Annotated in this window: 35 protein-coding genes and 1 pseudogene; 6 read left to right on the forward strand and 30 right to left on the reverse strand. The window is 30.1% G+C overall.

Annotation, left to right across the window (positions count from 1 at the left end):
* The 29 genes and pseudogenes from C4S77_RS02385 to C4S77_RS02495 form a co-directional block, all read right to left on the reverse strand.
* Positions 1-352, reverse strand: a 352-nt coding sequence (locus tag C4S77_RS02385; RefSeq protein ID WP_181042777.1) for an ankyrin repeat domain-containing protein, incomplete at its 3' end; no start/stop codon positions are given.
* A gap of 2 nt (positions 353-354) precedes the next feature.
* Positions 355-573, reverse strand: coding sequence for a hypothetical protein (locus C4S77_RS02390; protein ID WP_105245813.1), 219 nt, complete (start codon positions 571-573; stop codon positions 355-357).
* An 88-nt stretch (positions 574-661) separates the two neighbouring features.
* Positions 662-904: a hypothetical protein gene (locus C4S77_RS02395; protein WP_105245814.1), complete on the reverse strand. Its 243-nt coding sequence runs from the start codon at positions 902-904 to the stop codon at positions 662-664.
* 94 nt (positions 905-998) lie between these two features.
* Positions 999-1,592 (reverse strand): hypothetical protein, encoded by a 594-nt coding sequence (locus tag C4S77_RS02400; RefSeq protein WP_105245816.1) that lies wholly within the window; start codon positions 1,590-1,592, stop codon positions 999-1,001.
* Positions 1,592-1,978 carry a hypothetical protein gene (locus tag C4S77_RS02405; RefSeq protein ID WP_105245818.1) on the reverse strand — a complete coding sequence of 129 codons (387 nt, stop codon included), beginning with the start codon at positions 1,976-1,978 and terminating at the stop codon, positions 1,592-1,594. The genes C4S77_RS02400 and C4S77_RS02405 overlap by 1 nt, the downstream gene beginning before the upstream one ends.
* Positions 1,975-2,103, reverse strand: a complete 129-nt coding sequence (locus tag C4S77_RS13305; protein ID WP_260209354.1) for a hypothetical protein — start codon at positions 2,101-2,103, stop codon at positions 1,975-1,977. The genes C4S77_RS02405 and C4S77_RS13305 overlap by 4 nt, the downstream gene beginning before the upstream one ends.
* A gap of 90 nt (positions 2,104-2,193) precedes the next feature.
* Entirely contained in the window at positions 2,194-2,586 is a 393-nt protein-coding gene (locus C4S77_RS02410) for a hypothetical protein (protein ID WP_105245820.1), read from the reverse strand.
* 15 nt (positions 2,587-2,601) lie between these two features.
* Positions 2,602-2,799: a hypothetical protein gene (locus C4S77_RS02415; protein ID WP_105245821.1), complete on the reverse strand. Its 198-nt coding sequence runs from the start codon at positions 2,797-2,799 to the stop codon at positions 2,602-2,604.
* A 199-nt stretch (positions 2,800-2,998) separates the two neighbouring features.
* Complete coding sequence (locus C4S77_RS02420) at positions 2,999-3,490, reverse strand: RHS repeat domain-containing protein (protein ID WP_105245823.1); 492 nt, start codon at positions 3,488-3,490, stop codon at positions 2,999-3,001.
* 472 nt (positions 3,491-3,962) lie between these two features.
* Positions 3,963-4,313, reverse strand: a complete 351-nt coding sequence (locus C4S77_RS02425) for a hypothetical protein (RefSeq protein ID WP_105245825.1) — start codon at positions 4,311-4,313, stop codon at positions 3,963-3,965.
* 68 nt (positions 4,314-4,381) lie between these two features.
* Positions 4,382-5,362 (reverse strand): RHS repeat domain-containing protein, encoded by a 981-nt coding sequence (locus tag C4S77_RS02430; RefSeq protein WP_181042778.1) that lies wholly within the window; start codon positions 5,360-5,362, stop codon positions 4,382-4,384.
* A gap of 378 nt (positions 5,363-5,740) precedes the next feature.
* A complete protein-coding gene (locus C4S77_RS02435) occupies positions 5,741-6,004 on the reverse strand; it encodes a hypothetical protein (RefSeq protein WP_105245829.1) in 264 nt (87 codons plus the stop codon).
* A gap of 127 nt (positions 6,005-6,131) precedes the next feature.
* Positions 6,132-6,395, reverse strand: a complete 264-nt coding sequence (locus C4S77_RS02440; RefSeq protein ID WP_181042779.1) for a DUF4258 domain-containing protein — start codon at positions 6,393-6,395, stop codon at positions 6,132-6,134.
* A 316-nt stretch (positions 6,396-6,711) separates the two neighbouring features.
* On the reverse strand, positions 6,712-7,236 hold the full coding sequence (locus C4S77_RS02445) for an RHS repeat domain-containing protein (protein WP_317614903.1): 525 nt from the start codon (positions 7,234-7,236) through the stop codon (positions 6,712-6,714).
* 122 nt (positions 7,237-7,358) lie between these two features.
* A complete protein-coding gene (locus tag C4S77_RS02450) occupies positions 7,359-7,865 on the reverse strand; it encodes a hypothetical protein (RefSeq protein WP_105245834.1) in 507 nt (168 codons plus the stop codon).
* Between the two features lie 10 nt (positions 7,866-7,875).
* On the reverse strand, positions 7,876-8,823 hold the full coding sequence (locus tag C4S77_RS02455) for an RHS repeat domain-containing protein (RefSeq protein WP_260209357.1): 948 nt from the start codon (positions 8,821-8,823) through the stop codon (positions 7,876-7,878).
* A gap of 381 nt (positions 8,824-9,204) precedes the next feature.
* Positions 9,205-9,666: a hypothetical protein gene (locus C4S77_RS02460; RefSeq protein ID WP_105245838.1), complete on the reverse strand. Its 462-nt coding sequence runs from the start codon at positions 9,664-9,666 to the stop codon at positions 9,205-9,207.
* A gap of 61 nt (positions 9,667-9,727) precedes the next feature.
* Positions 9,728-10,582, reverse strand: a complete 855-nt coding sequence (locus tag C4S77_RS13310) for an RHS repeat domain-containing protein (RefSeq protein WP_395855936.1) — start codon at positions 10,580-10,582, stop codon at positions 9,728-9,730.
* A 463-nt stretch (positions 10,583-11,045) separates the two neighbouring features.
* The gene (locus C4S77_RS02470) at positions 11,046-11,429 is read right to left on the reverse strand and encodes a DUF2750 domain-containing protein (RefSeq protein ID WP_105245840.1); all 384 of its coding nucleotides are present in this window, start codon (positions 11,427-11,429) and stop codon (positions 11,046-11,048) included.
* A gap of 6 nt (positions 11,430-11,435) precedes the next feature.
* A complete protein-coding gene (locus C4S77_RS02475; RefSeq protein ID WP_105245842.1) occupies positions 11,436-11,678 on the reverse strand; it encodes a polymorphic toxin type 8 domain-containing protein in 243 nt (80 codons plus the stop codon).
* Between the two features lie 22 nt (positions 11,679-11,700).
* A complete protein-coding gene (locus tag C4S77_RS12855) occupies positions 11,701-11,841 on the reverse strand; it encodes a hypothetical protein (RefSeq protein WP_181042780.1) in 141 nt (46 codons plus the stop codon).
* 70 nt (positions 11,842-11,911) lie between these two features.
* Positions 11,912-12,076 (reverse strand): hypothetical protein, encoded by a 165-nt coding sequence (locus tag C4S77_RS12860; RefSeq protein ID WP_181042781.1) that lies wholly within the window; start codon positions 12,074-12,076, stop codon positions 11,912-11,914.
* 86 nt (positions 12,077-12,162) lie between these two features.
* Positions 12,163-12,255, reverse strand: a pseudogene (locus tag C4S77_RS13510) (RHS repeat-associated core domain-containing protein); the annotation flags it as partial.
* A gap of 12 nt (positions 12,256-12,267) precedes the next feature.
* On the reverse strand, positions 12,268-12,612 hold the full coding sequence (locus C4S77_RS12865; RefSeq protein ID WP_181042782.1) for a hypothetical protein: 345 nt from the start codon (positions 12,610-12,612) through the stop codon (positions 12,268-12,270).
* A 226-nt stretch (positions 12,613-12,838) separates the two neighbouring features.
* Positions 12,839-13,204, reverse strand: coding sequence for a hypothetical protein (locus tag C4S77_RS02480; protein ID WP_105245844.1), 366 nt, complete (start codon positions 13,202-13,204; stop codon positions 12,839-12,841).
* A gap of 2 nt (positions 13,205-13,206) precedes the next feature.
* Positions 13,207-14,274, reverse strand: coding sequence for an RHS repeat domain-containing protein (locus C4S77_RS13125; RefSeq protein ID WP_260209360.1), 1,068 nt, complete (start codon positions 14,272-14,274; stop codon positions 13,207-13,209).
* Positions 14,275-14,393: 119 nt separating this feature from the next.
* Positions 14,394-15,080: a hypothetical protein gene (locus C4S77_RS13130; protein WP_221405050.1), complete on the reverse strand. Its 687-nt coding sequence runs from the start codon at positions 15,078-15,080 to the stop codon at positions 14,394-14,396.
* Between the two features lie 223 nt (positions 15,081-15,303).
* Positions 15,304-16,347: a hypothetical protein gene (locus C4S77_RS02490; RefSeq protein ID WP_105245846.1), complete on the reverse strand. Its 1,044-nt coding sequence runs from the start codon at positions 16,345-16,347 to the stop codon at positions 15,304-15,306.
* 588 nt (positions 16,348-16,935) lie between these two features.
* Positions 16,936-18,060: a GNAT family N-acetyltransferase gene (locus tag C4S77_RS02495; RefSeq protein ID WP_105245848.1), complete on the reverse strand. Its 1,125-nt coding sequence runs from the start codon at positions 18,058-18,060 to the stop codon at positions 16,936-16,938.
* 253 nt (positions 18,061-18,313) lie between these two features.
* Between C4S77_RS02495 and C4S77_RS02500 the strand changes: the two genes are divergently transcribed.
* The 6 genes from C4S77_RS02500 to C4S77_RS02520 all read left to right on the forward strand — a co-directional run bounded on the left by C4S77_RS02500 (position 18,314) and on the right by C4S77_RS02520 (position 24,500).
* The gene (locus tag C4S77_RS02500; protein WP_260209362.1) at positions 18,314-19,018 is read left to right on the forward strand and encodes a zinc metallopeptidase; all 705 of its coding nucleotides are present in this window, start codon (positions 18,314-18,316) and stop codon (positions 19,016-19,018) included.
* A gap of 8 nt (positions 19,019-19,026) precedes the next feature.
* Complete coding sequence (gene aroB / locus C4S77_RS02505) at positions 19,027-20,079, forward strand: 3-dehydroquinate synthase (protein WP_105245850.1); 1,053 nt, start codon at positions 19,027-19,029, stop codon at positions 20,077-20,079.
* Positions 20,080-20,620: 541 nt separating this feature from the next.
* Entirely contained in the window at positions 20,621-21,307 is a 687-nt protein-coding gene (locus C4S77_RS02510; RefSeq protein ID WP_105193644.1) for a TM2 domain-containing protein, read from the forward strand.
* Between the two features lie 555 nt (positions 21,308-21,862).
* A complete protein-coding gene (locus C4S77_RS02515; RefSeq protein ID WP_105193645.1) occupies positions 21,863-22,387 on the forward strand; it encodes a hypothetical protein in 525 nt (174 codons plus the stop codon).
* Positions 22,388-22,859: 472 nt separating this feature from the next.
* On the forward strand, positions 22,860-23,012 hold the full coding sequence (locus tag C4S77_RS12870; protein ID WP_181042783.1) for a hypothetical protein: 153 nt from the start codon (positions 22,860-22,862) through the stop codon (positions 23,010-23,012).
* Between the two features lie 15 nt (positions 23,013-23,027).
* On the forward strand, positions 23,028-24,500 hold the full coding sequence (locus tag C4S77_RS02520; protein WP_105245852.1) for a T9SS type A sorting domain-containing protein: 1,473 nt from the start codon (positions 23,028-23,030) through the stop codon (positions 24,498-24,500).
* 277 nt (positions 24,501-24,777) lie between these two features.
* On the opposite strand, the gene C4S77_RS02525 is transcribed toward C4S77_RS02520, so the two are convergent.
* Positions 24,778-25,554, reverse strand: coding sequence for a succinate dehydrogenase/fumarate reductase iron-sulfur subunit (locus tag C4S77_RS02525; RefSeq protein ID WP_105245854.1), 777 nt, complete (start codon positions 25,552-25,554; stop codon positions 24,778-24,780).
* Between the last annotated feature and the right edge of the window lie 13 nt (positions 25,555-25,567).

Genomic DNA, 25,567 nt, shown 5'->3' on the forward strand with positions numbered 1-25,567 from the left:
TACATGCTACTAATAAGGGGGTTGTTGGACTCCCTTTTTCAAGATTACTCAACTGATTAGGATTTGCCCCTAATTTTAGTAATGTTTCTACGGATCTGGGTAAATTATTAGCAACAGCATTCATTAGTATTGTATTTCCATATTCTGGGTCATAGTATTCTAAATCAAGATTCCCTTGTTTTACTAATTCTTTAATCTTTTCTTCGTCTTGATTTTTTACCGCTTTTGATAAAGATTCTAATGGGGTATTTTTAAAGTTATTTAAATCAAATCCCGGCACATAATAATATTGACAACTATATATCTTCGTTGATATAATTAATATAGCTATTATTTTAAATACTTTACTCATTTTTACCATTTTATATTAGGATTAAATCGTTGCTTTGCTTCATCGCTTGCCCGCTGTTGTTCAGGTGTAAGCATCTTATCTACAGCCTCTACCATATTATCTATACTATGTCCATTCCATTTCCCATTTTTTGAAGCTGGAGTAACATAGTGTCGAGTTCCATCAACTGAAGGTAATATAGTTACCATATTTTGCACTAGGTTTAATGGATCAGTGGTCATAACATAAGCATCAATAGTTTCTTTATAACTTTTAAATATAGATTTGAACCTTAGATGACTTCTTTTAGTTGATTTTCTTAGTCTATGCTTATTTCACCTTTTTGCCTCCTTTGGGCTTTAACCTGATCTCTTTCATAAGTTCCTTGCCCTTAATTCTTACGCCTACGTCCATTACTTTTATCCGGCTATTGTTTACATTCATCATAGGTCTACCTTCTTTGATCTCTCCGTTTTTTAAACATACTTTGGAGGCTACTTTTATGCCTCCTGTTTGTGCGTTGACTCCTATTTCTATCAGGAATATTATACTTAGTAGTAATAACTTTTTCATAGTTGTTTTGTTTTATTTTTTATTTTGTTTTTCTATCTTTAAAACACCTCGCAAATGTGAAGGGTTTACCAATCTATTTTAAAATGTAATATATTTACTCTATTACATTGACTAACTTTATATACTCTCCCCCTTCTTTAAAAAATTTTTTAATAAAATTTTCATCTTGAGTAACTACTAATTCTAAATAAGAATATCTACACATTATTAATATTCTTTTATTATCTCCTGCATATATTAATAAAATATTTTGATTATATATATATTCTTGAAATTCAGAATTTTTTATCAGAGACACATTACCTACCACTCTTGAATCCATATCCCATATCGTTTTATGTAACCATTCCTCTGCATATACTTCTATCTTTTTTATTTTAAAATTTTCTCTGATAAATGAAATTGAACTATTTAATGACTTACGTTCTTTATCTTCCTTTGCTTCTATTGATAATGTGATAAAATCATCTCCCGCATACGTCTCATCATAATTATATTTGAAAAAATAAGAATATAAACCATCATAAATAATAATTTTTATCCATTCACAGAACTTAAAAGTCCCTTGATTTATAAAATCAATCTCCACATTATCAGATTCAATACTCCAAATATTCTTATTTATCAAATGATAGAGAAAATCTATTTCTCTATCATTTATCTTATTTATAAATCTTAATGCTTCCATTATTCTTTAGGAGTAACTCTAATTTTATTTATTTCCCCTCTTTTATGTAAATCAAATTCGGAATATGGTTGCCTTATATCAATATTTGAAACTGGGGTAACATTGTATCGAGTTCCTTCAACTGAAGGTAATAAATACCTTGGATTATCTTGCACTTGGTTTAATGGATCAGTGGTCATAATATAAGCATTAATAATATCTTTATATTTTTTAAATATAGATTTGAACTTTAGATGACTTCCTTTAGTTGATTTTCTTAGTCTATGCTTATTTTTCATCCTTTTACCTCCTTTGGGCTTTAACTTAATCTCTTTCATAAATTTCTCACCCTTAATTCTTACGCCTATGCCCATTACTTTTATCCGGCTATTGTTTACATTGTTCATAGTCTACTTTCTTTGATCTCTCCGTTTTTTAAACATACTTTGGAGGCTACTTTTATGCCTCCTGTTTGTGCGTTGACTCCTATTTCTATCAGGAATATTATACTTAGTAGTAATAACTTTTTCATAGTTGTTTTGTTTTATTTTTTATTTTGTTTTTCTATCTTTAAAACACCTCGCAATTGTGAGGGGTTTTTGTTTTTAATTAAACTTATTTATTATTTTTTTATTTTACGATAACAATTTTGATTTGGTAAACTTGCAGATAAATGACCAATACAAAACTCTAAATTTCCATTGTTATATCCTAAATACCCACCCCAATTACCCATTGTGTCTTGTACTAGTTTCGGATATTTCTCTAAATCATCATCTAAATTCAAATAAAAAGATTGAAACCTTATAGCATCATTACTACGTTGCCATTCCCCTTTCATTTTCAATAATAATTTTCCATTTTTATTATAAACTTTCCTATCATATATTCCATTCATCTTAATACAAATAGTATCAAAATTATTTTTATAATCAACTGGAACATAAACTCCTTCTACATCTCTATCTGAGATACAAGATAAGAAGATTAAACTACATAAAATTAATAATTTCATTATTTAAAATATTTATCACCATTTACTAAATCCTTGTTGACCTTGTTGCATTTTAACCTTTAGCTCTGGAGTATATATAAATTCTCCTTTTTGTATCACTTCATTCATTGTTTCTGTCCAGATGTAAGTTTGATAAGTATTCCCATTTAAATGAAATGTAGACCTTTCCCAACTTGGAAGTATTCTATAATGACCGCATTGATTTAGAATCATTTATCATAAACAACACTTTATCATTACCCAAATTATAATATGAAACATTTGCTCTTCCTAAAAACTGTTCCCATCCATCAAAACCTGCCGTTAATGGATTTACTTCTGTATAATCAAAAGTTACTGATCCTTTACTTTTATTATCTGATAAAACTGCAGATCTAGCTTTTGATGCATAAATTGAACTTTCTTTATCTAATTAGCCAAAAATACCTAAAGTAGAATCTTCAAAATCAGCAAACATACTCTTAGTAGGACCTTCTCCTTTATCAAACTCTTTAAATAACGTCCACCAACTTGTGCTTTTTTTCCTATAAGTATATCCCTGAATAAGAGATTTCCCTCCTGTAATTATATTTGACTCTCCACTTTCTCTATCAACAACTTTAGTACTTCCATCCTTTTGATGATAAAAATCTATTTTATCCCCTCCTAAATTACTTATTTTATTGCCCTTCTCATCAAATTCATCTTCACCTTTCATCCCCGTTGGGTCAGTAAACCTAATTGGATTTTGATAGGTATATTGATACGGAGTCATTGTTTTTTCAAACATCGTATCTACACTTAAAAAGATAGACTCCCTCGGATTGTAGTACCTAGCCCCGTAATAGTATAACCTCGTTTTCTCATCCTGTTCCTTTCCATTAAACAAATAAGGGGTATTCCAACTCTGGTTCCTTTCCTCAATTTATACCTCTCCAAACTGTAAATATTCTACATGCTGTACTATTTGTGCGTCTAAGTTAGTAATATAACTGCTACTTCCCAAATGATCCGCATGATCATAATACTGCTTCTTTTCATATTCTTCATTCCCTTTGCCGATTCCTCCTCCATAGGCTTGGCGTTTTTTATCCTTTCCTACACAGCAGAAGCCTGCTCCGTTTACATAATCATTATGCCCTTTTCCATGGTAAGGCTCTTCAAATAAGAATAGTGGGCTTTATTTAGGGAGTATCCTCTGTAAATTCTCCCTTATCCTCTCTTTGGAACAACCCGAATTTACAGAACACAACATCTGGGATATTTATAATACCATTGAACTCCTGCGCTTGCTCTGCATGGACGAGGGAGATAGAGTGAAATAAAAAAGTCCTCGCAAATGCGAGGTTTTTTTGTGTCTATTTTAGCTTATAAGTATTACTTATTATATATTAACCTTAAAGTATTCTAAAATTAATATCAACATTGGTAAAGATTAAAGTTATATATCTATCATCAAGCGTATTCACTAATATTTCCAATCCTCCTTCCTCTAATTTAACATATAATATCATACTAAATATACCCATATTCTTATCCAAATCAAAAAATCTATTCTCATCTCCAACTTTACTTTTTGCCTTTTCCCAATTTTCTATTGTAAATATACATTGCCTATCTAAAAACCGTTTCTGTTCAATTAAATCTGTATATCCTGTAAAGTAAGTTATAATCTTTTTTTTATCTATATCATAACAAAACTTACTTACAACTTCATCATCAAATGAATAATTAAATTTATTTTCCATACTCTATTTATTCAATTACTTTATCTTAATATGTGCAGCAGGACTTTTATAATTAACTGGGTTAAGGTTTATATCGTAAGTTCCTTTATTTCCCCCATAATTAATGTGCATATAATTAAATGGTGTATTTGCATCTGGTCTCCATCTAATCTTAACTTAACTCCTCCTCTTTGATAATGCAAACTTGGTGAATTAGACGGACTAACCTTCTTAAATTCAGCATCTCCAATTTCTCTAATTAATTGATTTCTTTCTAAATTCCCTGCATTCTTTAACCACTCTTTAGCGGCAGTTCTACTCGCTCCTAAACTTTCTGCCTTACTCGCGTTAACAATCGCAGTACCTTCTACAACACTACCCGCTAACATAACATCCATCAACACTCCTAAAGGCATTAATAAAACAGCTTGTGAATCTGGTTCTGTTATTGCAACATACGATACATCTTTTATAGCGTACAAAGTTCTTTCAAATCTATTCAACCTATCAAACATTACAGTCTCAACTTTCTTTGGGTGTCCATAAGTTTTTACATAATCAGATACTGCATCAGTACCACTATAAGCTTTAACGCTATAACCATCTTTATCTACTACATTTACAAATGACTCATAACATCCTGAATTTGTAACCCCACTATAACTACCTGTTTCTGTTAATTTTCTTCCGCCTCCTTTTATTGAACTTGATGTATAAACATCTGTTCTTCTTTTCTCAGGCGGATCTCCCAAACCATCCCCATCTTCCGGCATCATCTCCGTTGGATCAATAAATTTAATCGGGTTCTGGAATGTGTACGTATACGGAGATACATTCGGGTACTTTTCCGCTAACGGATCCACAGATAACCAAACAGACTCCTTCGGATTATAATACCTAGCCCCGTAATAGGATAATCCCGTTTCCTCATCCAGTTCCTTGCCATTAAACAGATAAGGGGTATTCCAACTCTGGTTCCTTTCCTCAATAAACACCTCCCCAAACGGTACATATTCTACATGCTGTACTATTTGTGCGTCTAAGTTAGTAATATAACTGCTACTTCCCAAATGATCTGCATGATCATAATACTTTATCTTTTCATATTCTTCATTCCTTTTGCCGATTCCGCCTCCATAGGCTTGATATTTTTTATCTTTGCCTGCACAGCAGAGCCTGTTCCGTTTACATAAGCACTATTGTTTTTTTCCATGGTAAGGTTCTTCAAAATAGGCATAGTTGTCTTTATTTAGGGAGTAACCTCTGTAAATCTTCTCTTATTCTATTTTTGGAACATAAAGAACTCCAAGAACATTCCACATGGGATATTTACAACGCTATCGAACTCCTCAAATTACTCTGCGTGGACGAGTAGATTAGTTAAATAAAATAGCCTCACTTAATTAAGCGGGTCTTTTTTATATTTCAATTAATGATTATCTTATAATTTATTTAGGTTTACATACCTGAATTATATTATCTCGAACATCTTTTAAATCTTGTAAATGTATTTCATTAGTTAAATCATATTCTAACTCTAATTTATTAATCAAAATATCTTCTAGACAATTCATCAATAAATCTGGATTATCAATATATTTAAAAAGCTCTGACCCATAATCTTTATACTCATCCATTGCTATTTCTTGAGGAACACCTATTGGATTCCATAAAGCTAAAATACAATTTATTTTTTCAATAATACTATTCATAATATATGTCCTTAATCAATTGGTATAAAATGTCCTTTTCCTAAACCATTTTTTGAGCCAACTGCGCTACTAAACATTGCAACCACTTTTCCTTGCCCATTTACAATAACTGTATTTCCTCCTAATGTTATCTCATCTGTACGCCAAACCTACCCGCAGCTTTTACAGCTTCACCTTCTTTAATTTTTAATATATTACTAGCACTAAAACCTCTCTCTATCATTCTATTTACAGCATGTTTAGTAAAACTTTTTATCGCACCTCCTGACTTACCTTTAGATAAAACCATTACCCCTACTCCTAAAAGTACAGCTTGTTTTCGTGTTATATTTCCTTCTTCTATTTTGTTTACTAACATAAGCTCATATTGCATCTGAAAATCCCGGATCATATCCAAATCCTATATACATAAGCGGTCCATCAGTCAGTGGATACTTTTCTTTGAGAAATTAAAAAATCTAAATTGGGATCGTCTGAATTAGCCCCAAATCTTGCTAATATATTTAAATCCGTTGCTACATTGAATGGTCCCATTTACACTTTGTAAATCTATAGTTACACTAGCCTCTACTGTGAATTTCCCTCTGCCTACTTTATTTACAGTTCCTGCTCCTCCAAAATTCTTTTTATTATACTGCTCAGCACGTATTCCATTAGAATGCTTAAAAATATTATTCCATATCCCAGCTCCCTTTACCCAAGTATCTTTAGCTCCTGTTACCGTTACTCCAGAAAGTTCTTTTTCTGGCGGATATGCAGGAGTCTTTCTGTAGGTTTATATAATTAACTGGATTTAAAAAAGCATATGCATAAGGACTAATTTTAGGGTACTTTTCAGCAAGAGGATCCGTTGATAACCACACAGCCTCCCTCGGATTGTAATACCTAGCCCCGTAATAGTATAACCCCGTTTCCTCATCCAGTTCCTTGCCATTAAACAGGTAAGGGGTATTCCAACTCTGGTTCCTTTCCTCAATTAACACCTCCCCAAACGGTACATATGCTACATGCTGTACTATTTGCGCGTCTAAGTTAGTAATATAACTGCTACTTCCCAAATGATCTGCATGATTATAATACTGCATCTTTTCATATTCTTCATTCCCTTTGCCGATTCCCCCTCCATAGGCTTGGAGTTTTTTATCTTTGCCTGCACAGCAGAAGCCTGCTCCGTTTACATAATCATTATGGTCTTTTCCTTGGTAAGGCACTTCAAAATACGCATTGAACACAACAAATGGGATATTTACAACATTCTTTTTCTCATTAAATCCTTAATTCCTGAATCTGAATTGGAACTGTTGGATCTCTTAAATAAAAAGTAATAAAAAACCCGCTCGATGAGCGGATTTTTTTATTTATCAAAGACTTTAATTATTCCTATTGTATCAATATTGTTATATATAATGTCTACAAATAATGTATCCTTAAAGGTTGGCTCTTTCAAATAAATTACAAAATGAGAAGTTATTAAATTATTATTATCGATTAATCCTTTAGACCTATTATAATCTATAGAAAAATATATATCATTACTTATATCCAATTGATCTACAGATATTTGATATGGAAAATTAAAACCATCTAAAACTCTAGTTGTATTTTCAGAAAAATACCCATATTTATACCCTCGTTCTATATAAGCCTTAAACTTTTTTATAGAAATTTCTTTTTCAAAAAATTCTTTACAAACTAAATCTTTGACAAAAACCCCTCTTTCAATAGATTCCTCCTTATTTCCTCTTGTATCTCTTCTATATTGCCATTTTTTATACCCAAACCAACTAGAGTAAAAATAAATCAATAATAAAACTATAATTAAAACAGTCCATAATAATATCTTTATACTATTCTTTTTCATCAATCAATTATTACAATTCTGTTTTTTCTATTTTTTTTGGCTTACTTACTTCTTTTGATACAGATCCTTTCTGAGATTTAATAGTCAAAGCTCCTTCTTTCTTTAGAATATTATTTACATCGACAATTATACCATCTGCTGAAAAAGTATGTTTATCTTCATCTAATTCTTTATAATATGTATTAGGCACTAATATATTATTTCCAATGCTATTTTGTTCTCTAAAACTTAGTTTTCTACCTATCCTCTTTTCAATTGCTGCTTTTAGTGCCTCTTGAGGAACATCAATACAAGAAGATCCTAAAATACCATAATATTCTTTTCCAGCCTGTCTCTTAGCAGCAGATGCTGCTGCTTGATCTTCACTTTTACTAAAGCTTCCTAAGTAAACCATCTTATCATAATTATGTGATTCATTAGGGTTAGAATCCTGTATAATAGATATTACTTTCTTATGAGTTAAGCCTGTTCCTCTAAAATCATTTCGCCCTTTAATTGTACCTAAATCAGCATTTTGACTCTTTCCATAAACAGTTGCTCCTGGACCTGTTCCATTCATAGAATAGTACCTCCATCCATCTTTATCATTTCCTATTAAAACAGCAGCATGTCCAAAAGCCCCACCTTGAACAGCATTGCTATCTATAAGAATAATAATATCTTTCCCATCAGGATCAATAATATTTATTGGATTATTAGCTGAATATGCATAAGGCGAAATACTTGGATATTTTTCCATTTTCGTATCCACACTCAACCACACAGACTCCCTCGGGTTATAATACCTAGCCCCGTAATAGTATAACCCCGTTTCTTCATCCAGTTCCTTGCCATTAAACAGGTACGGAGTATTCCAACTCTGATTCCTTTCCTCAATAAACACCTCCCCAAACGGTACATATTCTACATGCTGTACTATTTGCTCGTCTAAGTTAGTAATATAACTGCTACTTCCCAAATGATCCGCATGATCATAATACTGCTTCTTTTCATATTCTTCATTCTCTTTGCCGATTCCTCCTCCATAGGCTTGGTGTTTTTTATCCTTTCCTTCACAGCAGAAGCCTGCTCCGTTTACATAATCATTATGGTCTTTTCCATGGTAAGGTACTTCAAAATACGCATAGTGGTCTTTATTTAGGTAGTAAATCCTTTCTTATCCTTTCTTTAAAACATAAAGAACTGAACTCTCCGAGCACAACCTATGGGATATTACAACACACTATTAAACACCTGTTTGTACTTACTATTAAAGATAAAATTGAATAAAATATAAAAAGTCACCTCATTTTGACGCAGTCTTTTGTTTTTTTATGTTATTAATTACTAAGAATCCATCTTATCTTACATCAACTTTATCTTTTTTAACTTTCATTAAAATTGCATTTTCATTCATTTCTTCAGTAAAATAAACCTCTTTATTTAATAAAAAAGATATATCTTGTAAATATTTTACTAACTCTTCATGCTCTAATATAGATTTTATTTGTATTGGACTAATATCTTGATCAAGACTATCTGAAGAATTAAAATAACAATTTACAATTACTTTTCCCAAGTTTATTAATGCATAATAATGTACACTCTCTCCATCATTACCCCATATACTTTTTAACAAATTATAATCTATATAATCTAGGCATACTTCATTATAATAATTCTTAAACTTGACTTTATGCATAATATTAACATGATTTATCCATTTATACCACTCTTCATTATTCATATTAAATACTAAAATATCACGTAAAGAACCATCCAAATAATATAATTTATTTTTTATAATACCCCATTCTAACATAAAAATTATTTTTGTTCTTTTAAATATCTAAATCCATTAAAATTACCATTTCTTGAAACATTTACTCCACGACCAGTATTTTTATCAAATTATTCTTAGTTCCATTATTTAATTCTTCAACAATTTTGTTTTTAGAATCTAATACCTCATTTAAAACATTCATCCCAACTTTGTCCGCAGTTTTTTCCAAAAATTTTATATTACTAAAAGAACTACCTTCTCTTCCCGCATGTTTCTGTAAAGCTTGACCAACAACAGATAAACCATTTTTACTTGGAGCTTTTGCTGAAGCAATAAACTTACACATATTTTTTATTAGCGATCCTTTAAAAATTGCTCCTGATATTCTCTTAGTAACAATTACCGATGCTCCCACAACAATAATCGTACCTGTAATTTCCCCTTGAATATATGAGTCTGAAGTAATTTTATCTATAGCAGCACCTGGATCCGATATAGCCTTACCCATTTTATCTGTTGTTTCCAATAATTGTTCAGTTCGCTTAGTATAAACTTCTACAGCTTTCTCATTTCCTTGTAAGCCTACAGATGCTGGCCAATCTTTTATACGTTCCCATGTATTAGTAGCATAACCAACTATAGCATCTTTCATTCCCTTTAAAAAATTACTTTGCTTCCCATTCGGATCTATTAATACGACAGGACTTTGATAACAATATCCATATGTATTAAGGTTTCTTGAGTTAAATACTCCTCCGTTATGTTGACCATCGATGTAGTGCTCCGTTTCCATAATAGGGTTATAACCGCTTAACGGATCAGTACTCAACCACACAGATTCCCTCGGGTTGTAATACCTAGCCCCGTAATAGTATAACCCCGTTTCTTCATCCAGTTCCTTTCCATTAAACAGGTAAGGGGTTTTCCAACTCTGGTTCCTTTCCTCAATTAACACCTCCCCAAACGGTACATATTCTACATGCTGTACTATTTTGCGTCTAAGTTAGTAATATTACTGCTACTTCCCAAATGATCTGCATGATAATAATACTGCATCTTTTCATATTCTTCATTCCCTTTGCCGATTCCGCCTCCATAGACTTGGAGTTTTTTATCCTTCCTTTCACAGCAGAAGCATGCTCCGTTTACATAATCATTTTGGACTTTTCCATGTTAAGACTCTTCAAAATATGCATAGTTGTCTTTATTTAGGTAGTAAATCCTTTCTTATCTTTGCTTAGGAACATCCCGAATTTCGAGAACATTCCACATGGGATATTTACAATACCGTGGAACTTCCTCAGATTGCTCTGCATGGACGAAGAGAAAGAGTGAAATAAAAAAGCCCGATATGTAAATCGGGCTTTTTTTGAGTTTAATTTGTCTAAACTTTTTGGGGCAGTCCAAAAGCAGGAAAGTTAATAATACTTATCTAATTCTTCTTCTAAGTCCAACTTAAATTCATTCAAACTAACAACAAATCCTGTTATGTCATTTATTGGAAAAACATTTATTAAATATTCATTATTATCAATTATCTCATACCATTCATCAATAAAGTCATCCAAAGGAATTTCTCTTATAGTGAAATATTCCCAACCGTTAATCTTACAACTCTCTGCAAATTCTGTAGCGGACCATACTGGCAACATAATATATCCATCCAATTCAGATATAGCTATATCCCCTTCTTTGCTAAATAAAAGATAAATGAATTCATTATCTGCAACTTTTTTAATAAAGTATCTATATCTCTCTAAAGGTGTTAATTTAATAACATTGTCAAATTCATACTTATTCATTATACATTATTTTATAGGTCTTTCTTTATTTTTTCTTCCCCCATTATCATATTTATGTTGTGCTCTATGATCTTTCTTATTTTGAAGTTTAGAATGTTCATAAGAATATCCCTTTGCTGCCTCTCTACCTCTCTCATGGGCTAATTCTTTACCAGGAGGATTCCTTATACTTTTTCTTTTACTTTGTTTTATTAATTTTAATTTCCTGTTTAATCTAAGCCCTATTTGTTTTCCCCAATTTAGGATCATTAGCCAATTGTCTTAATCTTTTTTATTTCCCTAACCTAGCTGTAGATTTTCCCTTTGAAACTGCAATTACCAATAGATCAGTTGCTAACTGAACATCTCCTGCATCTGATTTAGATATATTTTCTCCTAATATTAGCTCTCCTATCCTTTGAATTTCTTGCATCGTTATTTGCTCCGATCCTGAAAAAGGATCTCCCCCAATAGTTTTAACATCAAGTCTAGGCCCATCATAGTTATTCCAATAATGAAATTATCCATATATCATCAATATATCCCAAGCTTTCTACATTTACAACTGAACCTGAACTTTCTCTTGAAGAATTAGAATTAATCTCAGGAAATGGATTGAATAAATTTCTAAAAAAATTACCTATAGGTTCTGATATATTTCTTCCCAACCAACTTCTTTTTTTAGGTCCAGGATCTCTTCATCTTCTGCACTCATCCTTGTCGGATCGGTATATCTAATTGGATTTTTATATGTTTACTTATATGGAGTTCCTGTTTTCTCAAACATCGGATCCACGCTCAACCACACAGACTCCATCGGGTTGTAATACCTAGCTCCGTAGTAGTATAACCCCGTTTCCTAATCCAGTTCCTTGCAATTAAACAGGTATGGGGTATTCCAACTCTGGTTCCTTTCTTCAATAAACACCTCCCTAAATGGTACATATGCTATATGCTGTACTATTTGTGCGTCTAAGTTAGTAATATTACTGCTACTTCCCAAATGATCCGCATGATTATAATACTGCATCTTTTCATATTCTTCATTCCCTTTGCCGATTCCGCCTCCATAGGCTTGGAGTTTTTTATCATTGCCTGCACAGCAGAAGCCTGCTCCGTTTACATAATCATTATTGTCTTTTCCATGGTAAGGCACTTCAAAATAAGCACAATGGTCTTTACTTAGGGAGTAATCTTTGTACATCTTCACTTATTCTCTCTTTGGAACATCCCGAACTCCAAGAACACATCCAATGGGACATTTACAATATCCTGCAACTCATTCGCTCCCTTATCCCTAAAGACGAGTTAGAATTGTTGGATTTGCTTAACAAAGAACTTTGAAAACAAAAAGCGACCGATTTATCGGTCGCTTTCTTTTTAATATTTACTGAATTCTTGTAATTCCTTTTTAGGAAATTTATTCTCCTTTATATAGCTAAAACTTCTATAAACTCTATGTCTATTAATTCCATTTTATCATCATATAAAAATTCACCAACACATTTTTCTAATTTTAAAATTCCTGATTTATATACCTCAAATTCACCAATAATTACTTCAATCGTTATAAGTGGTATTTGATCACTTTCTTTTGAATAACTTTTCTTAATTCTCAAATTTAATACTTCCAAACTATCATCAAAAGAAATTTCTCTTGTGTAAATTTTTTCTAAACCATCTACATCCACTTCAATAACTGGATTCTCAGCAGATAAAGATAAATAAGCATTTAAATCTTTTTTTAACTTATCTAAATCTATATTCACTGAAATATTAAATATAATATTATTCATATTTATTTATTAATTAATTTATCAAAAATTATAACAGGTTTTCCGTTATGTGTTCCCATATTTCCTAATATTCTGTAAGAACCAAACTGCCCTCTACCCAATTTAATTTCATATATTCTTCCTTCTATACCCTTACCTGCTAATTGCTTTATCCCTCCTACTCCTTTTGCTCTAACAAAGCCTTTTTCTCCTGCTCTCAACATTTGATCCAATAATTTAGGTGAAATACCTGCTAATGTTTGATATGTTGATTTTGTTATCCAAAAAGCAGTCTTTGATCCAACTCCTTTTCCTTTAGATATAATAAGTCCTAAACTTCCTAATGCATATTTTTTAATTTGACTATCTCCTTCGTTTGATTCTTTATCAAGATAAGCGAATGCAGCATCAGCTAATCCGGGATCAAAGCCAAATCCTGTATAAATAAGTGCTCCATCTGATGATACATTTCTTTGAGAAATTGAAAAATCTAAATTAGGTTCATCTGAGTTAGTTCCAAAACGTGCAGAAATATTTAAATCTGTTACTTCGTTATAAGGTCCGTTGCCTGGAGTTACATCTACAGTCGCACTTGCTTCAACGGTAAATTTACCTTTACCAACCTTAGTTACTGTTCCTGAACCTCCAAAATTTTGCTTATTATATTGCTCTGCACGTATCCTATTAGAATGCTTAAAAATATTATTCCATATACCTGCACCTCTTATCCATTTATTTTTAGGAGGCGTTACTGTTATTCCTGGAAGTTCCTTTTCTGGTGGATCGGCCGGAGCCATTCCTGTTGGATCTGTATAATTAACAGGGTTTAAATTTGCATAAGCATAAGGGCTAATATTTGGAAACATTTCCGCCAACGGATCCACTGATAACCACACAGATTCCCTCGGATTATAGTATCTGGCACCGTAATAGTATAACCCCGTTTCCTCATCCAGTTCCTTGCCTTTAAACAGGTAAGGGGTATTCCAACTCTGGTTCCTTTCCTCAATAAACACCTCTCCATACGGTACATATGCTACATGCTGTACTATTTGTGCGTCTAAGTTAGTAATATAGCTGCTACTTCCCAAATGATCTGCATGATCATAATACTGTATATTTCATATTTTTCATTCCCTTTGCCGATTCCGCCTCCATAGGTTTGGAGTTTTTTATCTTTGCCTGCACAGCAGAAGCCTGCTCCGTTTACTTAATCATTATGGTCTTTTCCATGGTTAGGCACTTCAAAATAGGCATAGTTGTCTTTTATATCCTGCAGGCTGTGTTCGTATTTTTCTTTCCAGTTTATTTTTACTCCTCGTAGGTCATCGCCGGCATATTCTATTCTGCGAGGATCGGCCCCGAAGCTTTCTATATCGCCGAGTTTACTTACTATTCGTTGGCTTCCTATGTAGTAATGTTTGGTGTATTTCCCGTTAGGGCTCACTACTAAATACGGATTGATATAGGCGGTGAATCGTCCGGTTTGGGTGTTCCCTCCGGCAAATAGTGCGTTTACATACATCTGCTCACTCTCTCCGCTGGTTTTTATCACTCTTTCTCCTGCTGCATCATACCAATAGTTGCTTACATATCCGTTGTCATCAAGGGCACGTAGGCGGTTTTCTTTAGCATTCTTATTCCCGTAGTAATAGGTTACATTGTTTTCAGGATGTTCCGGATAGGTAATTTTCTTTAGCCGTGTATATTCGTATTCATAGTTTATAGTTTTGCCGGTTGGGGCTAAGTTTGAGGTCTGGCAGCTAATTACATTTCCTAGGTCATCATAATATAAGAATACGGTCCCGGCAGAAGGATGGGTAATTTGTATCCTATTTCCCTGCATATCATATCGGGAAGTGGTCTTCTGTCCTTCGGTATCGATTACCTCGGTCAACTGTTGGATGCCGTCGTAGGTGAAACGGGTGGTTATAGTTCCTGATGGACCGGATAATTGTTCGGTTTTTACTGTTAATCCGGATCCGTTGGTATAGGTGGACTGTTTTCCTCCTAAGGCATCGGTGGTAGTGGTTATCCGGGTACGATCCGAAGGGTTCAGGGTATAGGCTGCGGTGCGGTACTCTGGGTTTCATCCGGAAGGGTGGTTTCCTTCATTCGGTCTAAAAGTTAGGATTTTCTTCATATGAGGTGGTCCCGCCTTTTTGGAATAATCCGCTTTTATCATCACGTATCATGCCTGTGATCCTTTTGCTATATTTTCTATCTTGGTCAAGATCCCATATTAGGTAACTTTCACTATCTAAATAGGAGCGTTCCATGGTAAATCCATATTTTACGGCTAGGTAACTTTCTGTTTTTATCCTTTCTAAAGGGGTTAATATACGTCCGTATATAAATAATTCCGGTATATAGGCTTCTGCATAGTCTCCGTCGCCCCCGGGTAGGTCAAATGTGGAAGTGTTATTTACATTGTCGGGATAAGATCTTTGCCCTAAGGATATTACTGAATGGTTTCTTACTCCCCACAAAGAGGTATGGGGTTTACCGGTCCGGTAATAGACAAAGGAACGAAGGGCTCTTTCTCTAAATTGGTTCATATCGGATTCGGGACTCTTCCCGCTATGGTACATAAAGTCATAGCCTTCTTCGGACCCATAATCTAATATGCCTCTTTGGCTTTCTTTGCTGTTGATTACCTTATCTGTACTTAATATAAAGCTATTCCCCGGGACTCCGTTGAATGTAAACATATTCTTGGGTTGGTCCATTGGGTCGGCCCTTAATGAAAACGCTCCTATTATCGTCGTTGTGGTTAGATTTGATCCTTTAATGTATATTTCTTTGGATATTTCATTGTCGGAATCACAAAAATTGGATATGTTTTCTAATTGATTCTTTATCGCCTCTTTATCATTGGCATTAAAACTTAATGCCGGATTAAAGTTATAATTGCGCAGGTAGTTATCGGCTTTACCTAAATATTCAACTCCATAAGCAGCTCCTCGCGGATCGTAATATCTTACTTGTAGTAAGTCTCCGGAATAATCTTCCCATTCATATGATCCATACCAATCTTCGGTACGGGGATGGGCTACCGGCTGCATCCATAAAACCGCTCCGGGCACTCCGCCTGGACCTATTATTTTTTCTTGGGAATATAATAAACAGCTACATAAAGACATCAAGGTGTTGATCTTTTTCATAGTTATATTAGTTTTTTTAATGAATAGCAAAGCTAAAAATTTATATTTCACACCCTAAAATTATTAATGTATATTATTTTTTTCTTGTTTACTGTTTTAAATATAACCCCTCATCCTTATTTTTATTGCAAGATGTGTATTGATTTTTTATTGTGTTTTTATATTTTTTTCTTTATTTTTTTTATTCATTATTATAAATATTTATGTTTCTATGTTAATTATAAATAAATCAGAATTGGATTGATTAATATTTTTGTTTTTTAGGTTTTTACTAAAAGTTACTAAAAAATATTTAATCATTATATTATCCGAAAGTAAAATGTTTATTTATTAAAATAAATAAGTAAATATATTAGAATTATTATTGTATTCCAAAAATAGGCCCAAATCTATATGCTAAAAAAATAGATTTTAAATATTATTTGGATAATGTTATTTATATAATTACTTTTTGTAGTTTTTTTAATTATTTATATACAAACAATTATATATTTAATAAATGATAAAAGTTCATTAAATCTATTTATATAATAATTTTAAGCTTTACATTACATATAATAAGTAATAGATTTAAAAAAAATGTAGTTTTTATATTTCTTTAAAATAAGTTCTTCTTCTTTTATGATTTATGGGATTATAATCTTTCCACAAAAGCTGAATGCTTTTATTGTTTTCTAATTCGGGATTAGTCTCTAAATACCTAATACCCTTAGAATTAAAAAGCTCAAAAAATTCTTTAAGTACTATAGCAGTGATGCCTTTTCTTTGATAATCCGGATGTATTCCTATAAGATAAAAATTTGCCCATTCATTATGTCTAGACGCTTTTAATAAATGATACCAGCCCCAAGGAAACAATTTACCTTTTGCTTTTTGTAATGCTTTAGAATAAGAGGGCATGGTAATAGCAAAACCTACTAATTTATTATTCTCATCAGCTATACAAATTACATAATCTTTATTAATAAAGGGAATGTATTTTTCTTTATAATAATTGATCTGTTTTTCTGAAAATGGAACATAAGTAGGCAAAACCTTATAAGTTTCGTCTAATAGTTTAAACATTTCATCTGCATATTTTATCAATTCCTTCTTGGTATTGAAACGTAAAGCTTTTAATTTATATTTTTGTTGTAAAAGTTCAGAAAATCGAATTACTTTTTCTGGTAAAACATCTACAACCTTAATATAAAACTCTACCCATTCATTAGCTTTAGTAAATCCTAAAGATTCAAAATGTGTTGAGTAATAAGGGTAATTATATAAACCAATCATTGTGGCTAATTTATCATATCCCTTAATCAGTAATCCTGCTTTATCTAAATTAGTAAACCCTACAGGTCCTTCAATTCTTGTAAATCCGTTTTCTCTGGCAAATTCATAAGCTTTATCTAATAAAGCTTTGGTTACATTAAGATCATCTATCACATCAAACCACCCAAAACGTATTTTTTTTATACCTAATAGATTTTGTTCATTTTTATTAAGAATAACAGCAATTCTTCCTACTATTTTTTCATCTTTATAAGCTAAATATTTTTTACATACAGAAAATTCAAAAACAGGATTTTTCCTCTCATCAAAAATTTCCATTTCTTCGGAAATTAAAGACGGTACATAATATGGATTATTTTTATAAAGGAAATTAGGATATTCAACAAATTTTTTTAAATCAGATTGTGTATAAACTTCTTTAATTATTATTTGATCCATACTGTTATTAAATAAGACAAATTTAAATATTATAAAAAAGGAATTACATCAAAAAAAATAGTAATAATCATTAATTATAAAAAAAATGAAAACTTAAAAAAATTACTTCTATTATTTTTTGATGCAAAAATAATATAATAATTTAAAATGTGAGATTTCTAAGATAAATCAGGAAATTTTTTAAATTTAAGATATTTTGCTAATCGATAAAAAAAGGCATAATTTTAGTATTTATCAATAAAAATTTAATTTAATGATGCACGATCCAATTTATATTGCAATTACAGCGGTTATTTTTATAGTGAGTATGATAGTTCAAGGGCAGTTAAAGTCTAAATTTGAATTATACTCAAAAACGAGTCTTTCTAATGGAATGAGTGGAAAAGAGATAGCGGAGAAAATGTTGAGAGATAATGGGATTATAGATGTTCAAGTAATTTCTACACCGGGTATGTTGACAGATCATTATAATCCGGAAAATAAAACCGTAAACCTTTCGGAAGCAGTATACAGTCAGAGATCTACTGCTGCTGCTGCAGTTGCAGCTCATGAATGCGGACACGCTGTGCAACATGCTGTTGGATATTCTATGCTTCAATTAAGATCAAAATTAGTACCTGTGGTAAGTATTAGTTCTAATTTATTACAATGGGTTTTATTGGCAGGTATTGCCATAATGGCATTTTCAGGAAATACAATTGTTTTAGGTATAGGAATTGGTTTATTTGCTCTTACTACTCTTTTTGCGTTTGTTACGTTACCCGTAGAATATGATGCCAGTAATCGGGCTTTGGCTTGGTTAGAAAATAATCAGATTGTAAGACCAAATGAATATAATGAATGTAAAGATGCTCTTACTTGGGCTGCTAGAACTTATTTAGTGGCTGCTTTAGGTTCTTTGGCTCAATTATTATATTTTTTAATGATTTTATTAGGTAACCGAAGAGGAAATAATTAATATTTTATATGAATTTTATCAATCCCATTTATTATAAAAAAGAAGCAATAAAAAAAATAAATAATTTTATTTTAGAATATAATCCTTCACAATTAATTTTTTTAGTAGATTCTAATACTCATCAATTTTGTTTTCCGAAAGTAGTATCAGATATAAAATCTGAATGTAGAATAGAGGTTTTGGAAATAGAGCCCGGTGAAGAAAATAAAAATCTTTATACTTGTATAAATTTGTGGGAGGCTCTAACTGAATTAAAAATAGACAGGAAAAGCCTTTTAATTAATATTGGTGGAGGAGTTTTGACAGATATGGGAGCTTTTGTTGCAAATTGCTATAAACGAGGGATTAAATTTATAAATATACCTACAACTCTTTTAGCTATGGTAGATGCTTCTATTGGCGGTAAAACCGGTGTAGATTTAGGTAGTCACAAAAACCAGATAGGAAATTTTGTTTTACCTGAAATGGTAATGATAGATTCCGATTTTATAAGAACTCTTCCACAAGCACAGATATTAAGTGGATTTGCTGAAATTATAAAACATGGATTAATAGCTGATAGAGAATATTGGAATAAAATCATTCAAATACAAGATTTAAATGCTGAAAATTTAGAAAGCTTAATCTCTGCTAGTATTGATATTAAGAAAAAAGTAGTAGCTGAAGATTTTACAGAAACAGGATTACGAAAAATATTAAATTTCGGGCATACAATAGGACATGCTGTAGAAAGTTTTTTTCTGGAAAATAAAGAACCTATTTTACATGGACAAGGTGTAGCAATGGGAATGATAGTAGAAAGTTATATTTCTGTAGAAAAAGGTTTTTTAGCCTATTCAGACTATCAACTTATTAAACAGTATATTAATTCTCTATATTCAAAAATTTCTTTCTTGAAAGATAATTTTAAAGAAATTTTCATGTATATGCAAAATGATAAAAAGAATGTAAACAATGAAATTAAGTTTGTTCTCTTAAAAAGTATAGGTGAAGCGGTATATGATATCTCAGTAAATCATGAATTGATAGAAAAAGCTATTAATGTATATATAGAGATGTAAACATATCAAATTTTTATCAAAAAATAATTTATTCTTTTTATTTTAATATCAATTGAACTACTTTTTCTTAAGAGTTGAAAAAAATAAGCGGTTTTATTTAAGTTTTGAATTAAATAAATGAATAGTTTTTTATTTACAAAATTTCGAATATCTTAATATATCCTTTTTTTATTAGATTTTAAAAATTTTGTAATTAGTTTAAAATTCATTTTCCTAATAGAACAAAAGAATCAAAAAAATATATGTGATGTTTATCATTTCAGGCTAAATACAGGGATTTTTATTTATATTTGGCCAAAAATTAATATTATGAAAGATTTTAACAACTTAATTACAAATTTTTTATTGCTCATAATCTATCATGCTAGTGAGGTAAAATCAGCCATAAATAACATCTTTTACAACTTTAAAAATATTACTTTTTTACAGACTATATAAGTTTAAATAGTTTTTTTATGTTAAAATAATTAGTATTTCTAATTAAAAAAATAGAGAAGATCTGCAATACTCAATTTATCTATAATTAAATAATTTATTTATAATGAAAAACAAAACTACAGCTGCTCTTTTAGCTTTTTTCTTAGGCGGTATAGGTGGCCACAAATTTTATTTAAACAGACCCGTAGAGGGATTTATATATTTAATATTTAGTTGTACATTGATTCCTGCTATTATAGGTTTTATTGAAGGTATTATTTATTTATGTATGAGCGATTATTCATTTAATCTCAAATATAATGAAATACCAATTCAAACTAATAGTAATAATATTTATTTGTCCCTTAATCAAAATTTAGCTCATGGTAATGGCGGGTATCACTCTCAACAAAATAATACTATTTATGAGAATAAAAATATATTACCTAAGACTCAATCTGAAGCCTTTTATTTTATATTAATTAAAACATCCCAATTAGATGGAGAGGTAACAAAAAATGAATATCAACGTATGGAAGTTGTTTTAAAATTATTTTTTAATGATAAGGTTTTAAATATGACTACAGACGAAAATAGGATTAAACCTATATTACATGAAGATACTTTTGTGGTAATTGACAAATGCCTTGAATTTATTGATGATAATGAAAATTTATTAAAAGTTATTATAGAATTCAGTAATAAAAACGGAATAATAAATGAAGAAATAATGAACATTATCAGGTATATTTCTAAAAAGTCAGGAATGTCTAAAAATGTTTACACAGAAATAATTAATAATTATAAATAAGTAGTTTATACTACAAAAATTACTATCGCAAGTAAAAGACTAATTTTATATTGAATGAAATAAAATATTCAGATTATAATATGTGCAAAGTTATTTTCAAATCAAAAAATAGCTTTTGAAAGTAAATTTAGTTAATGTATAAAATATCTTATAATGTAATGATGGTTTAAATTTATTTTTTTTCCTTATTTATGATGATGACAGTATTATTATAAATATAAAAAAAGATAATCATTTTAAAAAATATAGATTAAATTCTTAAATTATACAATTGTTAAATCAAAAAAAGATCTTTTTAAAGTTCACAAATTTTTTTAAATTTACTTTTCTTAAAGCATACAAATTTGTGACCTGAAATTTAACTGATATTTTGCTTGAAAATAAGTTTTTAACCATTATAGATCCAGATAAATATGATCAACTTATTTAGAATTAAAAGTTTTGAAAATTAATAGATTCTTAGTTAAAGTTCATTTTAAAAAATAAACACACATAATATATCACAACCAGCTAAATACAGGGATTTTTATTCATATTTGGAGTAAAATTAATATTATGAAAGTATTTATAAATTCAATATCGATCTTTTTTATAGGATTAATCTTAATTTCATGTAATGATTCATTTCTTAAAAATGCTGATTTATTACTAATTAACTTAAATAAAATGAATTATGCCTCAAGTAATGTTTGTTCATATTATTCTAATGTATGGAAAAATGCAATATACAATGAAGAAGAATATTTAGATGCTTCCAGTCCTTACTACCTCAAAGACTATAATCAGGCACTTATTATAGCAAAAGATACAAAATATATAAAAGATGAAGTAGCTTTTATTGTAAAAAGCAAAAAGAAAGTTGACAGTTTAATGAAATATATTAGTGAACATTCAATTAAAAATCAAGCTTTGTATGATGATTTGTTTGAGTTATATGTAAAATCTAAAGAACTTACTTCATTGGCTCTAAAACCTTCCGGATCATTGATCTATTTTGATGATAAAACAAATAATCTTTCGTATGAAATTGTAAATCTTTCTAATAGAATTAAAATTGAATTAGAAGCGAAGAAAAAATAATTAAAAAAAATACTTTCTTTATAAGAATAGTAATTTCAGAATAAGTACAAAATTTACATTTTATTCTATAAAATATATTCCTACAAATAAAAACGACAACAGTTTTATTAAAAACTTATTTCTTATTTAATAAAAAATGTTCAGTGAGGTTTCTTTCAAAAAGAGAAAAGCTTTGTCTTAGGTTTATAACCCCTAAGTGAAAACAGCATCCATTTTCAAACCGGAAACTTATTTAGGTAAGAATTTTAATAATAAAACAATCTAATTATTTTAAAGATGAACTAAATAATACAATAATAACTAAAATATAATAGCAAAATTTTTCACCTTAGATAACAGAATAATATTAGAACAAAAACACAATAAATAACAAATATATTTATATAAGTATTTCTTAATCTTAATATATATTATATAATAATATTAAATATTATCCCTATATTAGCTATACAACCAATTAAATATATTACTTATGAAAAAAATTTTATTATTTATGTTAGTATTGAGTGTATTCAGCACTCATAGTTTGGCTTTTGGAATTTATTCTGCCGAAAAACAAAATTATCTTAAAAAGAATTTTGTAACTTCTACAACTTCACAATACGACCCAATGGATGTATTGTGAATATTGAATTTTTTAATGCAGTATTCTGAAGATAATAAAAAATGGAATTACGAAATCGCAGGTTTTACCTGGAATGATATGGTTGAAGCTATAAATGGAAATCCAGATGTGGTTTTAAATAAGTGTAATAATATATATTATACTTTTACTTGGGAAATATCAGGAAATCTAAAAGTTTTAACTAAATTAAATTTTATTAGTTATAATATTTTTTCTAAATATTCAGGAACATTTGATGGTAAATATTTTAAAAATTTACAAGTTTTAGATCTTTCTCATCTTAAAATTACTTCTCTAAATGTATCTAATAACGCTAAACTAGTAGATCTTCGTTGCGCAGATAATCTAATTACCATTTTAGATGTATCTAAAAATTCTAATTTAGAAATTCTTTGGTGTGAAGTTAATAATATAAAAACTTTAGATGTTTCTAAAAATCGTTACCTATCTAGTTTTGACTGTAGTTTTAACGAAATTAAAGTTTTAGATATATCTAAAAATAATCAATTAGAAGAAATTTACTGTTCAGGTAATAAAATCAGGAGTTTAAATATTCCGAAAAATCCAAGACTAAAATATCTTGAATGTTATGGTAATGAACTCAAAGTTTTAGACGTTTCAGAAGCTTTTAACTTAGTAGATTTAAATTGTAGTGATAATAAACTAAATGCTTTAGATGTTTCTAAAATTACCGGGATAAAAAGAATAGATTGTGCTGGAAATTTAATTAACACCTTAGATTTATCTAACAATTATAATTTAGAAGCTCTTTTTTGTTATGACAATCAACTAACAGCTTTAGACTTATCTAAAAATAAAAATTTTTATAATTTAATTTGTTATAATAATCAATTAAAATTCTCAACTTTAAAAGGAACTTTTACTGGATTAAAAATCAAACCTTGGATAGGTTCTCAAGCTATACTAAAAGGAGATACTAAAGGTTTTTTTGAATTAATCGACCTTTCTACTGAATATAACATCAACGGAACTTTAACAACCTTTAAATGGTATGATAAAGCCACCAATCAAGAAGTGGGGGTATTTGCCTCTAAAGGAACTTTTTATGCAGGTCCGGCCAATGCAGGAAAAACCCTTATTTGTAAAATGACTAACACTTTATATCCTGATTATATAAATCAGAATTTTATTTTAGAATATGAAGTAAAAATTAGCAATTCTACGACTCAAGGATTCTCTGCTAAAACTAAGGATTTTAAAATACCTGAAAATTTTATTTTAACAAATTCTAAAGCAGAAGCTTCTAACTTAAAAATATTTCCTAATCCGATAATTGATATATTGAAAATCAATACTCCTTTACATATTGAAACTGTAAGTGTTTATGATTATTCCGGTAATGAAGTAAAAAAAATAAGTCCAGTTTCAAGTAAGGAAATTAATCTACAAGGTTTATCCAGCGGCAATTATATACTCACCATACAAACCTCTCAAGGGGTTATTACAAAAAAGATTATTAAGAAATAAAAATTCTTAATAAAAGAAAAGAACCCGCCAAAGTGCGGGTTTTGTTTTTTAAAGAAAGACAAAACAGACAAATTTCAGCTTTAGTAAATATTTTAAAATTTATATCTGTATCTTATCAAACGGGTAATCTAAACTGTATAAAAAGATAAAATTGATAGTTTTCACCAAAATTAGATTTATTGTATTTAGGAAGTAATATTATTATAAAAATATTAAGCATAAAAAACTCGAATTGTAATAATTCGAGTTTTTTATGCTTAATTATAAAATTTAATATTTATTCAGCTTTAATGTCATTTACTATACTTGCATAAATAAACTCTCTATTCATTCTAGCAATATTTTCTAAGGAAATTCCTTTAGGACACTCTACTTCACAAGCCCCTGTATTAGTACAGTTTCCAAAACCTTCTTCATCCATTTTTCTTACCATATTTAATACACGGCGAGTAGCTTCTACCCTACCTTGTGGAAGCAAAGCAAACTGAGATACTTTAGCTGAAACAAATAGCATAGCTGAACCATTTTTACAGGTAGCCACACAAGCTCCACATCCTATACATGCTGCAGCAGCAAATGCTTTATCTGCTTTTTCTTTTTCAATTGGAATTGCATTCGCATCTATCGTATTACCTGAAGTATTGACAGATACAAACCCTCCCGCATGTTGAATTCTGTCGAAAGCAGTTCTGTCAACAATTAAGTCTTTTATTACAGGAAATCCGGCAGATCTCCAAGGTTCAATTACAATAGTATCTCCATCGTTAAACATTCTCATATGTAACTGACAGGTTGTAATTCCCCTATCCGGTCCATGTGCTCTTCCGTTTATAAATAATGAACACATACCACAGATACCTTCTCTACAATCATGATCAAAAGCTACCGGTTCTTTATCAGAGTCTACTAATTGTTCATTTAGCATATCCAACATTTCTAAGAAAGAACTTTCTGTAGAAACGCCTTGTAATTTATATTCTTCAAATTTTCCTTTTTCAGTTTTACCTGCTTGTCTCCAAACTTTTAATGTTAAGTTTAATAATTTTCCTGCCATTTTATTTATATTT

The organism is Apibacter adventoris, assembly GCF_002964975.1.
Lineage (GTDB): Bacteria > Bacteroidota > Bacteroidia > Flavobacteriales > Weeksellaceae > Apibacter > Apibacter adventoris.

Excerpts from the sequence above, each read along its gene's own strand:
- C4S77_RS02390 (WP_105245813.1), bottom strand. The coding sequence starts at position 573 with ATGACCACTGATCCATTAAACCTAGTGCAAAATATGGTAACTATATTA.
- C4S77_RS02395 (WP_105245814.1), bottom strand. The coding sequence starts at position 904 with ATGAAAAAGTTATTACTACTAAGTATAATATTCCTGATAGAAATAGGA.
- C4S77_RS02400 (WP_105245816.1), bottom strand. The coding sequence starts at position 1,592 with ATGGAAGCATTAAGATTTATAAATAAGATAAATGATAGAGAAATAGAT.
- C4S77_RS02405 (WP_105245818.1), bottom strand. The coding sequence starts at position 1,978 with ATGAACAATGTAAACAATAGCCGGATAAAAGTAATGGGCATAGGCGTA.
- C4S77_RS13305 (WP_260209354.1), bottom strand. The coding sequence starts at position 2,103 with ATGAAAAAGTTATTACTACTAAGTATAATATTCCTGATAGAAATAGGA.
- C4S77_RS02410 (WP_105245820.1), bottom strand. The coding sequence starts at position 2,586 with ATGAAATTATTAATTTTATGTAGTTTAATCTTCTTATCTTGTATCTCA.
- C4S77_RS02415 (WP_105245821.1), bottom strand. The coding sequence starts at position 2,799 with ATGATTCTAAATCAATGCGGTCATTATAGAATACTTCCAAGTTGGGAA.
- C4S77_RS02425 (WP_105245825.1), bottom strand. The coding sequence starts at position 4,313 with ATGGAAAATAAATTTAATTATTCATTTGATGATGAAGTTGTAAGTAAG.
- C4S77_RS02435 (WP_105245829.1), bottom strand. The coding sequence starts at position 6,004 with ATGAATAGTATTATTGAAAAAATAAATTGTATTTTAGCTTTATGGAAT.
- C4S77_RS02440 (WP_181042779.1), bottom strand. The coding sequence starts at position 6,395 with ATGATCCGGGATTTTCAGATGCAATATGAGCTTATGTTAGTAAACAAA.
- C4S77_RS02450 (WP_105245834.1), bottom strand. The coding sequence starts at position 7,865 with ATGAAAAAGAATAGTATAAAGATATTATTATGGACTGTTTTAATTATA.
- C4S77_RS02460 (WP_105245838.1), bottom strand. The coding sequence starts at position 9,666 with ATGTTAGAATGGGGTATTATAAAAAATAAATTATATTATTTGGATGGT.
- C4S77_RS02470 (WP_105245840.1), bottom strand. The coding sequence starts at position 11,429 with ATGAATAAGTATGAATTTGACAATGTTATTAAATTAACACCTTTAGAG.
- C4S77_RS02475 (WP_105245842.1), bottom strand. The coding sequence starts at position 11,678 with ATGATCCTAAATTGGGGAAAACAAATAGGGCTTAGATTAAACAGGAAA.
- C4S77_RS12855 (WP_181042780.1), bottom strand. The coding sequence starts at position 11,841 with ATGCAAGAAATTCAAAGGATAGGAGAGCTAATATTAGGAGAAAATATA.
- C4S77_RS12865 (WP_181042782.1), bottom strand. The coding sequence starts at position 12,612 with ATGTACAAAGATTACTCCCTAAGTAAAGACCATTGTGCTTATTTTGAA.
- C4S77_RS02480 (WP_105245844.1), bottom strand. The coding sequence starts at position 13,204 with ATGAATAATATTATATTTAATATTTCAGTGAATATAGATTTAGATAAG.
- C4S77_RS02490 (WP_105245846.1), bottom strand. The coding sequence starts at position 16,347 with ATGAAAAAGATCAACACCTTGATGTCTTTATGTAGCTGTTTATTATAT.
- C4S77_RS02495 (WP_105245848.1), bottom strand. The coding sequence starts at position 18,060 with ATGGATCAAATAATAATTAAAGAAGTTTATACACAATCTGATTTAAAA.
- C4S77_RS02500 (WP_260209362.1), top strand. The coding sequence starts at position 18,314 with ATGATGCACGATCCAATTTATATTGCAATTACAGCGGTTATTTTTATA.
- aroB (WP_105245850.1), top strand. The coding sequence starts at position 19,027 with ATGAATTTTATCAATCCCATTTATTATAAAAAAGAAGCAATAAAAAAA.
- C4S77_RS02510 (WP_105193644.1), top strand. The coding sequence starts at position 20,621 with ATGAAAAACAAAACTACAGCTGCTCTTTTAGCTTTTTTCTTAGGCGGT.
- C4S77_RS02515 (WP_105193645.1), top strand. The coding sequence starts at position 21,863 with ATGAAAGTATTTATAAATTCAATATCGATCTTTTTTATAGGATTAATC.
- C4S77_RS12870 (WP_181042783.1), top strand. The coding sequence starts at position 22,860 with ATGAAAAAAATTTTATTATTTATGTTAGTATTGAGTGTATTCAGCACT.
- C4S77_RS02520 (WP_105245852.1), top strand. The coding sequence starts at position 23,028 with ATGCAGTATTCTGAAGATAATAAAAAATGGAATTACGAAATCGCAGGT.
- C4S77_RS02525 (WP_105245854.1), bottom strand. The coding sequence starts at position 25,554 with ATGGCAGGAAAATTATTAAACTTAACATTAAAAGTTTGGAGACAAGCA.